The sequence below is a fragment of the Agrobacterium genomosp. 13 str. CFBP 6927 genome, from assembly GCA_900012615.1.
Classification (GTDB): domain Bacteria; phylum Pseudomonadota; class Alphaproteobacteria; order Rhizobiales; family Rhizobiaceae; genus Agrobacterium.
This window is the reverse complement of the sequence record LT009756.1, coordinates 518,493-534,600: the sequence shown is the minus strand read 5'-3', so window position 1 is coordinate 534,600 and position 16,108 is coordinate 518,493. Positions and strand designations below refer to the sequence as shown.

13 protein-coding genes are annotated in these 16,108 nt (G+C 60.5%); 7 read left to right on the top strand and 6 right to left on the bottom strand.

Annotated elements, in window-relative coordinates:
• Nucleotides 1-13 precede the first annotated feature (13 nt).
• Entirely contained in the window at nucleotides 14-886 is an 873-nt protein-coding gene (locus AGR13A_RS02665; RefSeq protein WP_080833510.1) for a LysR family transcriptional regulator, read from the bottom strand.
• An 85-nt stretch (nucleotides 887-971) separates the two neighbouring features.
• Here AGR13A_RS02665 and AGR13A_RS02660 point away from each other — a divergent pair, with 85 nt between their 5' ends.
• Nucleotides 972-1,319 (top strand): hypothetical protein, encoded by a 348-nt coding sequence (locus AGR13A_RS02660; RefSeq protein WP_080833508.1) that lies wholly within the window; start codon nucleotides 972-974, stop codon nucleotides 1,317-1,319.
• Between the two features lie 314 nt (nucleotides 1,320-1,633).
• Here the strand turns inward: AGR13A_RS02660 and AGR13A_RS02655 are convergent, their stop codons facing one another.
• Entirely contained in the window at nucleotides 1,634-2,815 is a 1,182-nt protein-coding gene (locus AGR13A_RS02655; RefSeq protein WP_080833506.1) for an NAD(P)/FAD-dependent oxidoreductase, read from the bottom strand.
• A 126-nt stretch (nucleotides 2,816-2,941) separates the two neighbouring features.
• Here AGR13A_RS02655 and AGR13A_RS02650 point away from each other — a divergent pair, with 126 nt between their 5' ends.
• The 6 genes from AGR13A_RS02650 (at nucleotide 2,942) to AGR13A_RS02625 (ending at nucleotide 11,525) form a co-directional block, all read left to right on the top strand.
• The gene (locus tag AGR13A_RS02650; protein WP_035227656.1) at nucleotides 2,942-4,378 is read left to right on the top strand and encodes a glutamine synthetase family protein; all 1,437 of its coding nucleotides are present in this window, start codon (nucleotides 2,942-2,944) and stop codon (nucleotides 4,376-4,378) included.
• 12 nt (nucleotides 4,379-4,390) lie between these two features.
• Nucleotides 4,391-5,677, top strand: coding sequence for an NAD(P)/FAD-dependent oxidoreductase (locus AGR13A_RS02645; RefSeq protein ID WP_080833504.1), 1,287 nt, complete (start codon nucleotides 4,391-4,393; stop codon nucleotides 5,675-5,677).
• Nucleotides 5,678-5,813: 136 nt separating this feature from the next.
• Nucleotides 5,814-7,289: a glucose-6-phosphate dehydrogenase gene (zwf, locus tag AGR13A_RS02640; protein WP_035227660.1), complete on the top strand. Its 1,476-nt coding sequence runs from the start codon at nucleotides 5,814-5,816 to the stop codon at nucleotides 7,287-7,289.
• A gap of 10 nt (nucleotides 7,290-7,299) precedes the next feature.
• A complete protein-coding gene (gene pgl / locus AGR13A_RS02635; RefSeq protein ID WP_020812896.1) occupies nucleotides 7,300-7,998 on the top strand; it encodes a 6-phosphogluconolactonase in 699 nt (232 codons plus the stop codon).
• A 125-nt stretch (nucleotides 7,999-8,123) separates the two neighbouring features.
• Nucleotides 8,124-9,944, top strand: coding sequence for a phosphogluconate dehydratase (edd, locus tag AGR13A_RS02630; RefSeq protein WP_035227663.1), 1,821 nt, complete (start codon nucleotides 8,124-8,126; stop codon nucleotides 9,942-9,944).
• A gap of 216 nt (nucleotides 9,945-10,160) precedes the next feature.
• Nucleotides 10,161-11,525, top strand: a complete 1,365-nt coding sequence (locus tag AGR13A_RS02625) for a metallophosphoesterase (protein WP_080836451.1) — start codon at nucleotides 10,161-10,163, stop codon at nucleotides 11,523-11,525.
• 22 nt (nucleotides 11,526-11,547) lie between these two features.
• On the opposite strand, the gene AGR13A_RS02620 is transcribed toward AGR13A_RS02625, so the two are convergent.
• The 4 genes from AGR13A_RS02620 to AGR13A_RS02605 form a co-directional block, all read right to left on the bottom strand.
• Nucleotides 11,548-11,904: a hypothetical protein gene (locus tag AGR13A_RS02620; RefSeq protein ID WP_035227665.1), complete on the bottom strand. Its 357-nt coding sequence runs from the start codon at nucleotides 11,902-11,904 to the stop codon at nucleotides 11,548-11,550.
• Nucleotides 11,905-12,145: 241 nt separating this feature from the next.
• Nucleotides 12,146-13,234, bottom strand: coding sequence for an ABC transporter ATP-binding protein (locus AGR13A_RS02615; protein WP_080833503.1), 1,089 nt, complete (start codon nucleotides 13,232-13,234; stop codon nucleotides 12,146-12,148).
• Between the two features lie 20 nt (nucleotides 13,235-13,254).
• Nucleotides 13,255-14,910: a beta-galactosidase BglA gene (gene bglA, locus AGR13A_RS02610; protein ID WP_080836449.1), complete on the bottom strand. Its 1,656-nt coding sequence runs from the start codon at nucleotides 14,908-14,910 to the stop codon at nucleotides 13,255-13,257.
• 37 nt (nucleotides 14,911-14,947) lie between these two features.
• Complete coding sequence (locus tag AGR13A_RS02605; RefSeq protein ID WP_080833501.1) at nucleotides 14,948-16,108, bottom strand: carbohydrate ABC transporter permease; 1,161 nt, start codon at nucleotides 16,106-16,108, stop codon at nucleotides 14,948-14,950.

Genomic DNA, 16,108 nt, shown 5'->3' with positions numbered 1-16,108 from the left:
AACGGCCTCCTTTCTATGCCGGGCGGCTTTTGCGCCCGGCATAGAGATCGGAATGGCTCTTGATCAGACGGGTCATCCGATCCGCCACCGTCCTGATATCACGGCGGTGGCGATCGTCATTGTTCATGACGATCCATTGATTGTGGCGAAGGCTCTCCAGCTCGTCACCTTCCCGAACGAGGCGCGCATCGGCATCGCCCACGAAACAGGGAAGCACGGCGACCCCCGCCCCGGCCAACACCAGGTCGAGAAGCGCCGTCGGCCGGTTCACCGTTACCATAATCTCGTTGTTACGATTTTCATGCGGCCAGCGCAGATAGGTTGAAATAGCGTTTTCCTCCGCCACCGCCAGCCACCGATCAGCAATGGTAGTGGCGGCGTTGCGCAGCCTGTAGGGCGCATAGGCCACCTCCCCCGTCCTGATGGCGGCAAGGTTCTTTTCCTGCGGTTCGAAAGCGCGAATGCCGATATCATTTTCGCGATGAGCCAGAGACGCCCTCTGTTCAGCAATGAAAAGGTCGATGCGGAAATCGTCGCGATCCGTGCAGATAGCGGAAAAATTCCCGGTCAGCAGCCAGGCGTTCCAGGTGCCGACGGCAATGCGCACCACAGACGAGGCCGACGACGCCTTCTGCCATCCCTCGATGTCCCTTGCCGCATTCTCCATCGCCTGAAGTCGATCAAACAGCGTGCGGCCATCCCCCGTCAGGGCGTATCCGGTCTGGCTGCGCTGGAACAGCGCCTTGCCGATACGCTCCTCCAGCTCGACCATGCGCCGCCCCACCGTCGCGGGACTCAAGCCCGTCAGCGCAGCGGCACCCGTCAGGCCGCCGCTGCGTGACACATCGAGGAAAAGCTGATAGGAATCCCAGGTGACGTTTTTCATGGGTGAAAAACGTAGCGCATTTTCTTACGCAGATAAATCAAAAAACGGCGCGCATCATGGCCCTCCGCATTAGAAGGAGAGCGACATGCACGCGATTTTTGCAGCACGGGCCATCATCGAAAACCAGCAGCCGCGCACGCGGCGCGAAGCCGTTTTGCAGGAAGAGAAGTTTTATACTGATATGGCCGAGGCGTCTCGGCCATGGCGGCTTTTCAGCGCGCTCATCAGCTTGATAAAAGCGAAGGGCCGCCGATCAGTAAAAGAGGGCGATCAAGGCTGCCAGGGCACCGGCGCCGATGAGGCTCAGGCGAAAGGCCAGTTGTCGGCTCTCGTTGTCAGTGCGAGCGATGGCAATGGAGCGAGGGCGGCGATGTGCAAATCTGTTCATGCGCGGGTTCCTGACGAAAAACTCAACCGACCCATGCCCTGTTAAGGCCTCCAGCATGACTTCATGTGCAGCGGGATCATTGAGCGACCCGGCCTTGCTGGCATTCACTCAGGATGACTCCGCGCCCGTTAACAGATTATTAAAAGAGCGAGGAAGGGCCACAACTTTACCAACTGAAATTGAGTTGGCGAACAGGTCACATCCGCACTCCGTCACCCCGGACTAGTTCCGGGGTCCAGCGCGATCAAGTCCTTGATCGCGAAAGACTCTTCACGTCGTAGACGCGCCGTGACTGGATGCCGGATCAAGTCCGGCATGACGAAGGAGAGAGGTCCGAATTTTTCCACGGCCAGAGACGATCACGCGAATTCGCCTGCCGCCTGCCCGGAGGCCCAGGCCCACTGGAAATTATAACCGCCGAGCCAGCCGGTCACATCAACACATTCGCCGATGAAATAGAGGCCGGGCACGGATTTCGCCGCCATGCTGCGGGAATCGAGGCCGGTCGTGTCCACGCCGCCGAGCGTGACTTCCGCCGTGCGATAACCCTCCGAACCGGCGGGCTTGATCTGCCAGTCCTGTACCTCGCCCGCCAGCTTTGCCAAAGCCTTGTCAGACATATCCGCCAGATGGCCGGTGAGGCCGGATTGTTCGACGACGTATTGGGCAAGACGCTTCGGCAGGATTTCCGACAGGGCCGTCTGGGGCGACTGGCGGCCGTTCTTCTGTTTCGCCTGCTTCAGCAGCGCAGCTATATCGCGATGCGGCTCAAGCTTTAGACGGATGGCATCGCCTTCGCGCCAGTAGGAGGAGATTTGCAGGATGGAAGGACCGCTCAAGCCGCGATGGGTGAAGAGCAGCGCTTCCTCAAACGAGGTCTTGCCGTGATAGACCTCGGCTGGAACCGCCACACCGGCAAGCGGGCTCAGCCTCTCAAGCGCTGTGGGATCGAGTGTCAGCGGCACGAGGCCCGGACGAGTCTCGACGAGTTTGAGGCCGAATTGTTCGGCGATCTGATAGGCGAAACCCGTCGCCCCCATTTTCGGGATCGACTTGCCGCCTGTCGCCACGACAAGGCTTTTGGCCTCGATGACGCCGCCAGACGTGGTCACGCGAAAACGCCCGCCATCATGGGTGACGGCCGAAACTGACGTTTCGAGCCGCAGCTTCGCATTCACCGCCTGCATTTCGCCAAGCAGCATACGGATGATGTCCTTGGCGCTGTCATCGCAAAAAAGCTGACCGAGCGTTTTTTCATGCCAGGCGATGCGGTGTTTTTCGACAAGGGCGATGAAATCGCGCGGTGTGTAGCGGGCGAGCGCGGATTTGGCGAAATGCGGATTGGCGGAGAGATAATTCTTCGGCCCGGCATGGATATTGGTGAAGTTGCAGCGGCCGCCACCGGAGATGCGGATTTTTTCGCCCGGCGCTTTCGCATGGTCGAGAATGACGACGGAGCGGCCGCGCTGGCCGGCGCGGATGGCGCACATCATGCCGGCGGCACCCGCCCCCAAAATCAGCACGTCACATTTCTCTGTCATCGTTCCATCCGATCCGTTTCCTCTCCTCTTTTCGAAGTGCCGCCGCTTGTCAATGGCGCTTTCCCCCTCGCCAATTGCCAAACTCCGGTTATGATGGCGCCAGTCGAAACACAGACCCGGTGATACATGCCCCCGAAGAAAACCATGCTCCGCCCGAAGAAACAGGCAACCATGGCAAAGACACCTCCCCTCGACCTCTCCTCCACCCGTGGCGTTTCCTCCTGGCGCGAAGCCGCGCAATGGCTGAGGGCGCGCGGTATCGAGGACATCGAATGCATCACCCCCGATCTTGCCGGCGTTGCGCGCGGCAAGATGATGCCGACGGCGAAGTTTACGGGGGATACCTCGCTTGCCTTGCCATCCGCGCTCTACCGCCATACGATATCAGGCGAATATCCTGACGAGACCGCAAACTTCCGCTATGAGCCGCGCGACAGCGACCTGAAGCTGGTGCCCGATCTTTCCACCCTGTCCGTCGTGCCGTGGGAGAGCGACCCGACCGCGCAGGTGATATGCGACGTCGTTGACGCCGAGGGCAATTTCGTTCCCTATACGCCGCGCAACGTGCTGAAAAACGTGCTGTCGCTCTATACCGAAAAGGGCTGGAAGCCGGTTGTCGCGCCGGAAATCGAATTTTACCTCGTCGCCATGAATGACGACCCGGACTATCCGCTGCATCCGCCGAAGGGCCGGTCAGGCCGCTCCATCGTCGGCGGGCAGAGCTATTCCATCGCCGGCATCAACGAATTCGACGAGCTGATCGACGACATCTACCACTTCTCCGAAAAGCAGGGCCTCGAGATCGATACGCTGATCCACGAGGAAGGCCCGGCGCAGCTGGAGATCAACCTGCGCCATGGCGATCCGATCGAACTTGCCGACCAGGTGTTCCTGTTCAAGCGCACCATCCGCGAAGCGGCGCTGAAACACGGCATTTACGCCACCTTCATGGCCAAGCCGATGCAGGGCCAGCCGGGTTCGGCCATGCATATCCACCAGTCGGTGGTGGAGATCGACAGCGGCCGCAATATTTTCTCCAACAAGGATGGCGGCCCTTCCAAGGAGTTCTTCGCTTTCGTGGGCGGCATGCAGCGTTATGTGCCGAACGCGCTCGTCATGCTCGCGCCCTATGTGAATTCCTATCGCCGCCTGACGCCCGACATGGCCTGCCCGGTCAACAATGCGTGGGGTTACGACAACCGCACGACCGCCTTCCGCGTGCCGATTTCCGGCCCGCAGGCGCGGCGCGTCGAAAACCGCCTGCCGAGCTCCGACGCCAATCCTTACCTTGCGCTTGCCGCTTCGCTCGGCTGCGGCTGGCTCGGCATCGTCAACAATATCGAGCCGACAGAACCCACCGCCGATACGGCCAATGAAGGCTCCATCGACCTGCCGCGCGGGCTCCTTGAGGCGGTCGCGCTGCTGGAAGGCGAAGAGCAGTTCGACCGGGTGTTCGGCCATGAATTCGTCGGCCTCTATGCCGGCCTGAAACGTGGGGAGTTCGAGACCTTCATGCAGGTCATCAGCCCCTGGGAGCGGGAATTCCTGCTTCTCAACGTGTAAGGGGTTCGCAGCATGACATGGCAAAGCCCGATTGCGCCGGGAATTTCCTGGTATCAGGCAACGGTCGGCGAGCGGCCGGACTATCCCGCCCTCGACGGATCGAGAGAAGCGGATGTCGCCATTATCGGCGGCGGTTATACCGGCCTCCAGGCCGCCTGTAACCTCGCCGAAAACGGCGTCTCCGTCGCCCTGATCGAAGCGCATCGCTTCGGCGATGGCGCTTCCGGCCGCAATGGCGGGCAATTCGGCACCGGGCAGCGCTCCTTTCCGGACGAGATGGAAGGCGAGATCGGCTTCGAACAATCGAAGCTTTTGTTCGATATTGCCGAGGACGCCAAGAATTATGTGCGCGACTTCGCCAGCCGCCGCGGCATCGACATGGAATATCTGCCGGGGCAGCTCTATGTGGCGCACAAGGCTGCCTATGAGGACGATTATCGCAGAAGCGTCGATGCGATGAATAATCGTTATGGCTATCCGCATATTTCCTACATGGAACGCGGAGAAGCGCGCAAACGTGTGGGGTCCACCCATTATTTCGGCGGCACGCGCGATACCGGCACCGGCCATATCCATCCGCTGAAACTGCTGGTCGGGCTGGCAAAAGCGGCGAAAGATGCGGGTGCCGGCATTTACGAAATGACGCCGGCGCAATCCATCCGCCAGGCGGGCGGCAAGACAATCATCGACACCCCCTCGGGCACGATCACCGCGACGCGGGTGCTGATCGCGACCAATGCCTATATCGGCAAACTGGAACCGGTGACGGCGGCCCATATCATGCCCATCCGCTCCTTTATCGGCGCCACCGCACCGCTCGACGCCTATCCCGACATCATTCCCGGCAAGGAAGCCGTGGCCGACTCCCGCTTCGTGGTGCGCTATTTCCGCAAGACAGCCGACAACCGCCTGCTGTTCGGCGGGCGCGAGGCCTATACGGCCGATACGCCGCGTGACATTTCCAGCCATATCCGCCGGCAGATCGCCGAAATCTATCCCGAGCTGAAGGCCGTCGAAATTACCCATTCCTGGGGCGGTTCCGTCGGCATTACCCTGCCGCGCAAAGTCTTCGTGCGCGAGGTCATGCCGGGCGTCACCTCCATCGGCGGTTATTCCGGCCATGGGGTGATGCTGTCGAATTATTGCGGCAAGCTCTATGCCGATCTCGTTCTCGGCAAAAAGGACATGCTGGCGCCCTTCGCTCAGTTGAAGGTGCCCGCCTTCCCCGGCGGGGCGTCGTTGCGCGCGCCGCTGCTATTTCTGGCGCTTTCATGGTACGCGTTGCGGGATAGGTTTTAGGATAATGTTTACAGCCAGTTACCGAAACGAAACGGTCGGGCGACACCAAAATTCATAATTTCACATAACTGAGTCTGGCATTTTTAAATCGATTAGATTATTGATGCCCCAACCTTTGAAGATCGAGAGAATCGATATGAGCAGTCAGATCATTCCTGTTGAACCTTTTGATTGTGTCGTTTTCGGCGGCACGGGCGATCTTGCCGAGCGCAAGCTTCTGCCGGCGCTTTATCATCGCCAGGTCGAAGGCCAGTTCACGGAGCCGACACGCATCATCGGCGCGTCGCGTTCAGTCATGAGCCACGAGGAATATCGCAAATTCGCGCAGGACGCGCTGAAGGAGCACCTGAAGGCCGGCGAATACGACGACGCGCAGGTTGCAGTGTTCCTGAACAGGCTTTTCTACGTGCCTGTTGATGCCAAGGGCAGCAATGGCTGGGACGTGCTGAAGAAGCTGCTGGACGAGGGCAAGGAGCGCGTGCGCGCCTTCTATCTGGCCGTCGCGCCGGGCATTTTCGGCGATATTGCCGACAAGATCCGCGAGCACAAGCTCATCACCCGCTCGACCCGCATCGTGGTCGAAAAGCCGATCGGCCGCGATCTGGCTTCCGCACAGGAACTGAACGACACGATCGGCCACGTCTTCAAGGAAGAGCAGATCTTCCGTATCGACCACTATCTCGGCAAGGAGACAGTGCAGAACCTGATGGCGCTGCGTTTCGCCAATGCGCTTTATGAGCCGCTGTGGAATTCCGCCCATATCGACCACGTTCAGATCACGGTTGCAGAAGCGGTCGGTCTTGAAGGCCGCGCCGGTTATTACGACAAGGCCGGCGCACTGCGCGACATGGTGCAGAACCATATCCTGCAGCTGCTTTGCCTTGTCGCCATGGAGCCGCCCGCATCCATGAATGCGGAAGCCGTGCGTGATGAAAAGCTCAAGGTTCTGCGCTCGCTGAAGCCGATCGACACCAGCAATGTCGAAAAGCAGACGGTTCGCGGCCAGTACCGCGCCGGCGCTTCCGCCGGTGGTCCCGTAAAGGGCTATCTGGAAGAGCTGGAAGGCGGCGTTTCCAACACCGAAACCTTCGTCGCCATCAAGGCTGAAATCGCCAACTGGCGCTGGGCCGGCGTTCCCTTCTACATCCGCACGGGAAAACGCCTCGCGACCCGCGTTTCGGAAATCGTCGTCACCTTCAAGCAGATCCCGCATTCGATCTTCGACGATGCGGCCGGCAAGATCGAAGCCAACAAGCTGGTCATTCGCCTGCAGCCGGATGAAGGCGTCAAGCAGTCGCTCCTCATCAAGGACCCCGGCCCGGGCGGCATGCGCCTGCGTCAGGTCTCGCTGGACATGAGCTTTGCCGAAGCCTTCAACGTGCGCAGCCCCGATGCCTATGAGCGGCTGTTGATGGACACCATCCGCTCCAACCAGACGCTGTTCATGCGCCGCGACGAAGTGGAAGCGGCGTGGGATTGGGTCGATCCCATTCTCAAGAGCTGGGAAGATCTGGCGCAGGGCGTGCAGGGTTACACTGCCGGAACCTGGGGCCCGAGCGGTTCCATCGCGCTGATCGAGCGCGACGGCCGCACCTGGCACGATGCCGATTGAGGGCCTGGCGATGAGCGAAACGATCCACGTCTTCGACACCGCCGCCGAACTGGCAACCGCTCTTTCGGCGGAGGTTGCCAAACGCCTTGATGCGGCAACGAAGGATCGCGGCGCGGCAAGCATTGCCGTCTCCGGCGGTTCGACGCCCAAGCTGTTCTTTCAGGCGCTTTCCAAACACGATCTCGACTGGCCCAATATCAGCGTGACGCTGGTGGACGAGCGTTTCGTGCCGCCGGAAAGCGACCGTTCGAACCACCGCCTCGTTGCCGAGAACCTTTTGCAGGACAAGGCGAAGTCGGCCTATTTCGTGCCGCTGTTCCAGCCGGCGGCCTCGCCGGAAGATGCCGCGACGCTTGCGACCGTCAAGACCGAGGCGATCTGCGATCCCTTCGATGTCGTCATTCTCGGCATGGGAACGGATGGCCACACGGCATCGTTTTTCCCCGGTGGAGACAATCTCTACGAAGCGCTGGACCTCGATGAACCGCGCGGCGTTTTGACCATGGCGGCAGAGAATGCGGGAGAGGAGCGGTTGACCTTCAACTTCTCCAGCCTGCACGATGCCGAGTTTCTGGTGCTGCATATCGAAGGTGCTGCCAAGAAGGCGACGCTGGAAAAAGCACAGTCGGGCGAGGATGAGGATGAAATGCCGATCCGGGCCGTGCTGAATCGCGCTGAAACGCCCGTGGATATATACTGGGCGCCATAAGCCAACGCGGTTGCCGCCTCTGCGGCCCGCGAAAAGCGCCCCGAAGACATGAAGACTGAAACACGACAACCGGCCGTTCACCTCCCGGAACGCCGGTTGCCGACCAACGAACAGGATGAACGCCCATGTCCGCCGATTCCCGCATTCAGGCCATCACCGCCCGCATCGTCGAACGTTCCAAGCCTTACCGCGAGACCTATCTCGAGCGGCTGCGGCTGCAGGTCTCAAAAGGCGTTCACCGCTCCGTGCTTTCCTGTGGCAATCTTGCGCATGGGTTTGCGGTCTGTTCCCCCGCCGACAAGGACATCCTTGCCGGCGACAGGGTTCCCAATCTGGGCATCATCACCGCCTATAACGACATGCTCTCGGCGCACCAGCCCTATGAGACCTTCCCGGCGATCATCCGCGATGCGGCAAAAGAAGCGGGCGGCATAGCCCAGGTGGCAGGCGCGGTTCCCGCCATGTGCGATGGCGTGACGCAAGGCCAGCCCGGCATGGAACTTTCGCTGTTTTCCCGCGACGCCATCGCCATGGCAGCCGGCATCGGCCTGTCGCACAACATGTTCGACGCCGCCGTCTATCTCGGCGTCTGCGACAAGATCGTGCCCGGCCTCGTCATTGCGGCCCTCGCCTTCGGCCATCTGCCCGCCGTCTTCGTTCCCGCCGGCCCGATGACATCCGGCCTGCCGAATGACGAGAAATCCCGCATCCGCCAGCTTTATGCCGAAGGCAAGGTCGGCCGCGCCGAGCTTCTGGAAGCGGAATCGAAATCCTATCACGGCCCCGGCACCTGCACCTTCTACGGCACCGCCAATTCCAACCAGATGCTGATGGAAATCATGGGTTTCCACATGCCCGGTTCCTCCTTCATCAATCCCGGCACGCCGCTGCGCGATGCGCTGACGCGCGAGGCGACGAAGCGGGCATTGGCGATTACCGCGCAGGGCAACGAATTCACGCCGGCGGGCGAGATGATCGATGAAAGATCCGTGGTCAACGGCGTCGTCGGCCTGCATGCGACGGGCGGTTCCACCAACCACACCATGCATCTGATCGCCATGGCGCGCGCCGCCGGCATTATCCTCACCTGGCAGGATATTTCCGATCTTTCCGACATCGTGCCGCTGCTCGCCCGCGTTTACCCCAACGGTCTTGCCGATGTGAACCACTTCCACGCCGCCGGCGGCATGGGCTTCCTCATCAAGCAGCTTTTGAAACAGGGCTTCGTGCATGATGATGTGCGCACCGTCTTCGGACAGGGTCTCTCAGCCTATACCGTGGATGCGAAGCTCGATGAAAAGGGCGCCGTCACCCGGCAGCCCTCGCCCGAGCAGAGCCACGACCCGAAGGTGCTTTCCAGCATCGAGACCCCGTTCCAGCCGACCGGCGGTCTGAAGATGCTGACGGGCAATCTCGGCAAATCGGTCATCAAGATTTCCGCCGTCAAGCCGGAGCGCCACATCATCGAAGCGCCGGCAATCGTGTTCAACGACCAGCAGGAGCTTCAGGATGCGTTCAAGGACGGCAAGCTCAACCGCGACTTCATCGCCGTCGTCCGCTTCCAGGGACCGAAGGCCAATGGCATGCCTGAGCTGCACCGTCTGACACCCCCGCTCGGCGTGCTGCAGGATCGCGGCTTCAAGGTGGCCCTGGTGACCGACGGGCGCATGTCCGGCGCTTCCGGCAAGGTGCCGGCCGCCATCCATGTCACGCCGGAAGCTTCCGATTGCGGCCCGATCTCGCTTATCCGCGATGGCGACATCATCCGTCTGGACGCAATCTCAGGCACGCTGGAAGTGCTCGTTTCGGCCGCCGAACTGGCGAAACGCGAACCGGCGCGCGCCGATCTTTCCGGCAATGAATGGGGCATGGGCCGCGAGCTTTTCGCCCCCTTCCGCCGCAATGCCGGTCCGGCCGATCAGGGCGCGAGCGTTCTGTTCCATTGATTTTTGAAGGGCGAAGGCCGGATGCGGCTTTCGCCTTTCAACCCCACTTTGCGGTATCGCCTGAATGCACCTCTCATCGCCGAGAGCTGGCGCAGAAACCGCTTTATTTCCCATGTCTTAAACGTCAGACTTGTCATGCGGCTGTGATGATCGCCCTTTAGGGCCTTCTCAGCCAGCCGCGGGACGGCGGTGCAGTTTCGGATGATGGGGCCTGACATGACGATTTTCTCGAGCAAACGCCGCGATGTGCTGAAGCTTATGGCGGGCACCGCCCTGTTGCCGCTGATGGTGGCTGCAAAGCCAGCGATGGCGCAGGACGTGGCGCTGCGTGCAATCGTCATCTCCGACCTGCATTCGGCCTATGAGCGCATCGGCCAGCTTCTCGCGGCCGTTGAAACACGCATCGCCGCCGACAAGGCGCCCCATATCATCTTGCTGAACGGCGACCTGTTCGAGATCGGTAATGCCGTGGCCGCCCGTTCGGCCAGCGAGATCGAATGGACATTTCTGGCGGCGCTCGCAAAACTCGCCCCCACCGTCGTCAATATCGGCAATCATGAGCCTGACATCGACAACGACCTTTCCAATTTCGTCACCCGCGCGCAGGCGCTCGGCATCACCGTGCTTTCCAACATCATCGACAAGCGTAGCGGAAAACCCTATGCGGCGGCCAGCGCCCAAGTAAGCGTCGGCGGACGGAAGGTCGTTGTGGCGGGTCTCGCCACCAATGCGATCAACACCTATCCGAAGGCCACGCGCGAGATGCTGGACATTCCGCAGCCGTTCGAATGGGCGAAGGCCAATCTGCCTGGGATCGTCAAACCGGATGCGACCAACATCGTTCTCAGCCATGCCGGCGTTGTCGCCGACCGCGATATACTGCCGCTGCTGCCGGACGGCACCCTGCTGGTCGGTGGCCATGACCATCTGAACTTCGTGCATGAACAGGGCGCTACCCGCTATGTCCATACCGGCTCATGGTGCACCTCCATGACGGTGGCGACGATTGCGGCTCCCGGCAAGGCTGCGGCCATCGAGACCGTCACGATCGATCGCAGCGCTCCCGCCTCCCCCGCTCTCAAGACGCTGATCGAACAGACACTCGAAAAGCACCTCACGGCCGAAGAAAAGGCAATCGTCGGAAAATCGGCGAAGGCAATGACCGTCGATGAGGCGGGCCGCCATGTGGCGCAGCTCATCGCCGCCAAAACCGGCGCGGATGTCGGCTTCGTCGGCCACACTTCGTTTGGTGCCGGCCTGCCCGAGGGCGATATTCGCCGCTACGATTTCAACGCCTCGCTGCGTTTCGACGGCAAGCTGATGGTGGCGGAAGTGGATGGCGAGGCACTCGCCCAAATCCTCAAGCGCTGCAATCAGGACGGCGACATTCCGCTCGCCGCACGCACCGGCGACTATCTCTACGCCATGCCGGAAAAGCCGGAAGTGAAAGAGCGCTACAAGCTGGTCTGCAACGACTGGTCCGCCACCAACCAGAAATCCTATTTCGGCCGCAGCGATCTTGCCTTTACCGAGGTGCCGGATGTGAAGCTGAAGCAGACGGTTTTGGGCGGGCTTTCTTAAGACCGTCGCCGATCATCTGATTTTAGAACGACCGGATATCCAGCTTCCGGTCCCTATGCGCCGGATGCGTGCTGAACACGAAGATGCGGTCCAGTTCCTTCTGCGTCAGCATCCGCAGGAAGCGGACGTGGATGGTGTTGTTGGCGTTGACGCGCAACAGAACGCAGCCGATTTTGCTGATACGGGCGTCGGGAATATCGAGATAGAACTGGTTGGGCAGATTGTATTTCGTTATCAGCGCCAGCACGGCTTCCGTCTGGGAGATGCGGATGACGTCGCAGCGCCGCGCCGCCATGTGCATGACGGCCTTTTCAGTATATTCGATGCGCGCCGCATTCATGGTATCTTCCATGCGAAACCGGCTTTCGCGGTCGTACATGAAGGATTCTTCCTTGCTCAGGTAGTTATTCCTGATGACACCCGCACTGCTCTGCACGCCCGGACTCCCATGCTCTATCAATGGATAGAAACTAGGCCATAGTCTTTAACAATTCATATCAGCGCAGGCTTAAACAGACCGGAAGCGGGACATTTTCAACGTTTTTCCACAACGGCAAAAAAGGCCGGAGGAACCCCCGGAACGAAGGCCTTCCGGGGCTCGGTTTCGGTATCGATGGCAATTACCTGCGATAGGTCTTTCCGTCGGCGTCGAAGAGATGAAGCTTTTCCTGCGGTGCGGCAAAACGCAGGGTTTCGCCCTTGCCGACGGAAACGATGCCCGGCACCTTGACGATGATCGGTTCCTGCCCCTTGGGCGCTTCGAGATAAAGCAGCGTCACTTCGCCGAGCGCCTCGACGATCGCGACTTTTCCCTCGAAAAGATAATCGTCCCCGGTGACGATGCTCAGATCTTCCGGCCGCACACCGAAGCTTGCCGCCTTGCCCTTTTCGGTTGCGGGCGTGGGAACATAAACCGCGAGCGCCTTGCCGCCGGCAAGTTCGATGGAGGTCCGCTCGCCGGTTCCGGTAATCTTTGCAGCGATGATGTTCATGGCGGGCGAGCCGATGAAGCGCGCCACGAAGAGATTGGCCGGCCTTTCGTAAAGTTCGAGCGGCGCACCCACCTGCTCCACACGACCGGCATTCAGAACGACGATACGGTCCGCCAGCGTCATCGCCTCCACCTGGTCGTGGGTGACGTAGATCATCGTGGTATCGGCCATCTGCTCGTTGAGCTTGGCGATCTCGATGCGGGTGGCGACACGCAGCGCCGCATCGAGGTTCGACAAGGGCTCATCGAACAGGAAGACTTTCGGATTGCGGCAGATGGCGCGGCCGATGGCGACACGCTGGCGCTGGCCGCCAGAGAGCGCCTTGGGCAGACGCTCCAGATATTGCGTCAGTTGCAGGATTTCAGCCGCGGCGCGAACGCGGCGGTCGATCTCCTGCTTGTTCTCTTTCGCGATCTTCATGCCGAAGGCCATGTTGTCATAGACGGTCATATGCGGATAAAGCGCATAGGACTGGAACACCATGGCAATACCCCGCCGGGAGGGCGGGATTTCGTTGACGAGCTGGCCGTCAATATACATCTCGCCACCGGTGATTTCCTCCAGACCGGCGATCATGCGCAGCAGCGTCGATTTTCCACAGCCCGAGGGACCGACGAAAACGATGAATTCGCCCTGTTCGATCTGAAGATCGATGCCGTGCAGGACCTTCACCTGCCCGTATGATTTGCGGATATCCTTGAGAACGAGACTTGTCATGGGTGTTCCTCCCTCATCTGTCAGGCGTAACGGGCGAAGAATGCGCCCCATGCCGGAAGTTCTACGCTTCTGCCTTCAAGACCGCCTGCAAAGCCGTGGCCTTCGAGAACCTCCCAGTTCCCTTCCGGCAGCGTGGCCTTTGCCGGCGTTGCGGACAGATTGAAGAGGCACAGAACGGTTTCATTGCCGAGCGTGCGGGTGTAGCTCAGCACTTCACCCTCAACTGGCTGGAATTCGATGCCGCCTTTGGCAAAAGCGGGGTGCTTTTTGCGGAAGCTCAGGAAGCGGCGATAATGTTCCAGCACCGAGGCCTCGTTGCCCTGCTGGGCGCTGACGGCGCGCTGCTTGTGCTCGGCCGGAATGGGCAGCCACGTCTTGTCGGCGGTCGAGAAACCGGCCTGCGCATGGCCGGCATCCCACACCATCGGCGTGCGGCAACCGTCGCGGCCCTTGAATTCCGGCCAGAACTGGATGCCGTAGGGATCCTGCAAATCTTCGAAAGCAATATCCGCTTCGGTGAGACCGAGTTCTTCACCCTCATAAATGCAGACGGAGCCACGCTGCGTCATCAAGAGCGCCGAAAGCACCTTGGCGAAGGCGTCCTTATCTTCGACATGCTCGCCCCAGCGGCTGACATGGCGCACGACATCGTGGTTGGAGAAGGCCCAGCAGGCCCAGCCTTCCGGTGCGGCTTTCGCAAAATCCGCCTGCACATCGGCGACGCGCTGCGGTGTGAGCGCATCGGGGGCGAGGAATTCGAAGGCGTAGCACATCTGCATCTTGTCATCGCCGGAGGTATATTCACCGACGATTTCGAGACCGCGCTGGCTATCACCCACCTCGCCGACGGCGGCGATATCCGGAAACTCGTCCAGCACCGCGCGGAAGCGCTTCAGGAAGGCGATATTTTCCGGGCGGTTCTTGTCGTAGAGATGCTCCTGGAAATTATAGGGATTGACCGCCGGGGCGGTGGAGGCATTACGGCGCTCCGGCGCCAGCGCCGGGTTGTCGCGCAGCTCAAGGTCGTGGAAATAGAAGTTGATGGTATCGAGGCGGAAACCGTCGACGCCGCGCTTCAGCCAGAAGCGGGTGATGTTCAGCAGCTCTTCCTGAACTTCCGGATTATGCAGGTTGAGGTCCGGCTGCGAGGTCAGGAAGTTGTGCATGTAATATTGCATGCGGGTCGGATCCCACTGCCAGGCGGAGCCCCCGAAGATCGACAGCCAGTTATTGGGCGGCGTGCCGTCCGGCTTGCTGTCCGACCAGACATACCAGTTCGATTTCGGATTGCTGCGGCTGGCGCGGCTTTCCACGAACCACGGATGCTGGTCTGACGTATGCGACATGACGAGGTCGATCATGACGCGGATACCGAGGCGATGGGCCTCCGCGATCAGCCCGTCGAAATCGGCAAGCGTGCCGAACATCGGATCGACATCGACATAATTCGAGACGTCGTAACCGAAATCCTTCATCGGCGAGGTGAAGAAGGGCGAAATCCAGATCGCATCGGCACCGAGGGCGGCAATATGCGCCAGACGGTCGGTGATGCCCTTGAGGTCGCCAATGCCGTCGCCATTGGAGTCCTGATAGGAGCGCGGGTAGATCTGATAGATAACAGCGCCGCGCCACCAGTCCTTGTTGGGCGTCAAAGCGGAAGTCACCGAAGCGGTCATGGAAGTGTCCTGTCTGGTATGGGCGTTCATGGAATAATCAGCCTCCCTTGACGGAGCCTGCGAGCAGGCCACGCACGAGATAACGTTGAAGAGCGAAGAAAACGCAGAGCGGCACAACGATGGTGACGAAGGCCGAGGCGGTGAGGATTTCCCAGTTGCCGCCGCGCGAACCGAGCAGCGCGTTCAAGGCGCCGGTCAACACCAGCTCGTCCTTCTGCGTGCCGAGGAAGACCATGGCGACGAGCAGGTCGTTCCAGGTCCACAGGAACTGGAAGATGGCGAAGGAGGCGAGAGCCGGGAAAGAGAGCGGCAGGATGATCTTGACGAAGATTTCAAAATCGCTTGCGCCATCCACGCGGGCGCTTTCGATGATCTCTTTCGGCAGGCCGGAAATATAGTTGCGCAGCAGATAGATGGCGAGCGGCAGGCCGAAGGCGGTGTGCGCCAGCCAGATGCCGGCATAGGTCTTGGACGGCACGCCGAAGATGGTGCCGATTTCATTATAGAGCCTGAGAAGCGGGATCAGCGACATCTGCAACGGCACGACGATCAGGCCCACCACCATGGCAATCAGCAGATTGCGGCCGGAAAAGCTCATCCAGGACAGCGCATAGGCGGCGAAGGCGGCAATGAGGATGGGGATGACGGTTGCGGGCACGGCCACCGTCAGCGAATTGACAAAGGATTGGCCGATGCCTTCCGAGGTCAGAACCGTGCGATAATTATCGAGCGTGAAGACGGGCGGCGTCGCGACGGAAATATAGACGCGCTTGCCGCGAGAGCCTTCAAAGCTCGTGGCCTTGCTGTATTCATAGGTGCCGTCCGTATTGACGAGCAATGTTTCGCCGTCACCGATATCGGCCGCCTCGCCGGCTTTGAACGCCGTGGGTTCCTGTACGCGAACGCCGAAGGCCGCAACCTTGCCGCCCTGCCCGCTTTCGAAAACATTGCCCGATATGACATAGCGGCTGCCATCCTGCTTCTGCACCGAAGCATCGGCGAGGCGAACCGCCGAGGTCTGTTCGGAACTGGAGAAGGCCGTCCACCAGCCGGAGACCGTGATCTGGTCCTTGTCGCGTAGCGAGCTCACGAGAATGCCGAGGGTTGGCAGGAGCCAGAGCAGCACGACGACCAGAACGCTGGCATGGACGATGAGGCGCGGCAGGCCGACGCGGCGAAGGCGTTTGAAAATATTCAT

Coding starts and splice junctions, on each gene's coding strand:
- AGR13A_RS02665 (WP_080833510.1), bottom strand. CDS start 886: ATGAAAAACGTCACCTGGGATTCCTATCAGCTTTTCCTCGATGTGTCA.
- AGR13A_RS02660 (WP_080833508.1), top strand. CDS start 972: ATGCACGCGATTTTTGCAGCACGGGCCATCATCGAAAACCAGCAGCCG.
- AGR13A_RS02655 (WP_080833506.1), bottom strand. CDS start 2,815: ATGACAGAGAAATGTGACGTGCTGATTTTGGGGGCGGGTGCCGCCGGC.
- AGR13A_RS02650 (WP_035227656.1), top strand. CDS start 2,942: ATGCCCCCGAAGAAAACCATGCTCCGCCCGAAGAAACAGGCAACCATG.
- AGR13A_RS02645 (WP_080833504.1), top strand. CDS start 4,391: ATGACATGGCAAAGCCCGATTGCGCCGGGAATTTCCTGGTATCAGGCA.
- zwf (WP_035227660.1), top strand. CDS start 5,814: ATGAGCAGTCAGATCATTCCTGTTGAACCTTTTGATTGTGTCGTTTTC.
- pgl (WP_020812896.1), top strand. CDS start 7,300: ATGAGCGAAACGATCCACGTCTTCGACACCGCCGCCGAACTGGCAACC.
- edd (WP_035227663.1), top strand. CDS start 8,124: ATGTCCGCCGATTCCCGCATTCAGGCCATCACCGCCCGCATCGTCGAA.
- AGR13A_RS02625 (WP_080836451.1), top strand. CDS start 10,161: ATGACGATTTTCTCGAGCAAACGCCGCGATGTGCTGAAGCTTATGGCG.
- AGR13A_RS02620 (WP_035227665.1), bottom strand. CDS start 11,904: ATGTACGACCGCGAAAGCCGGTTTCGCATGGAAGATACCATGAATGCG.
- AGR13A_RS02615 (WP_080833503.1), bottom strand. CDS start 13,234: ATGACAAGTCTCGTTCTCAAGGATATCCGCAAATCATACGGGCAGGTG.
- bglA (WP_080836449.1), bottom strand. CDS start 14,910: ATGACCGCTTCGGTGACTTCCGCTTTGACGCCCAACAAGGACTGGTGG.
- AGR13A_RS02605 (WP_080833501.1), bottom strand. CDS start 16,108: ATGAATATTTTCAAACGCCTTCGCCGCGTCGGCCTGCCGCGCCTCATC.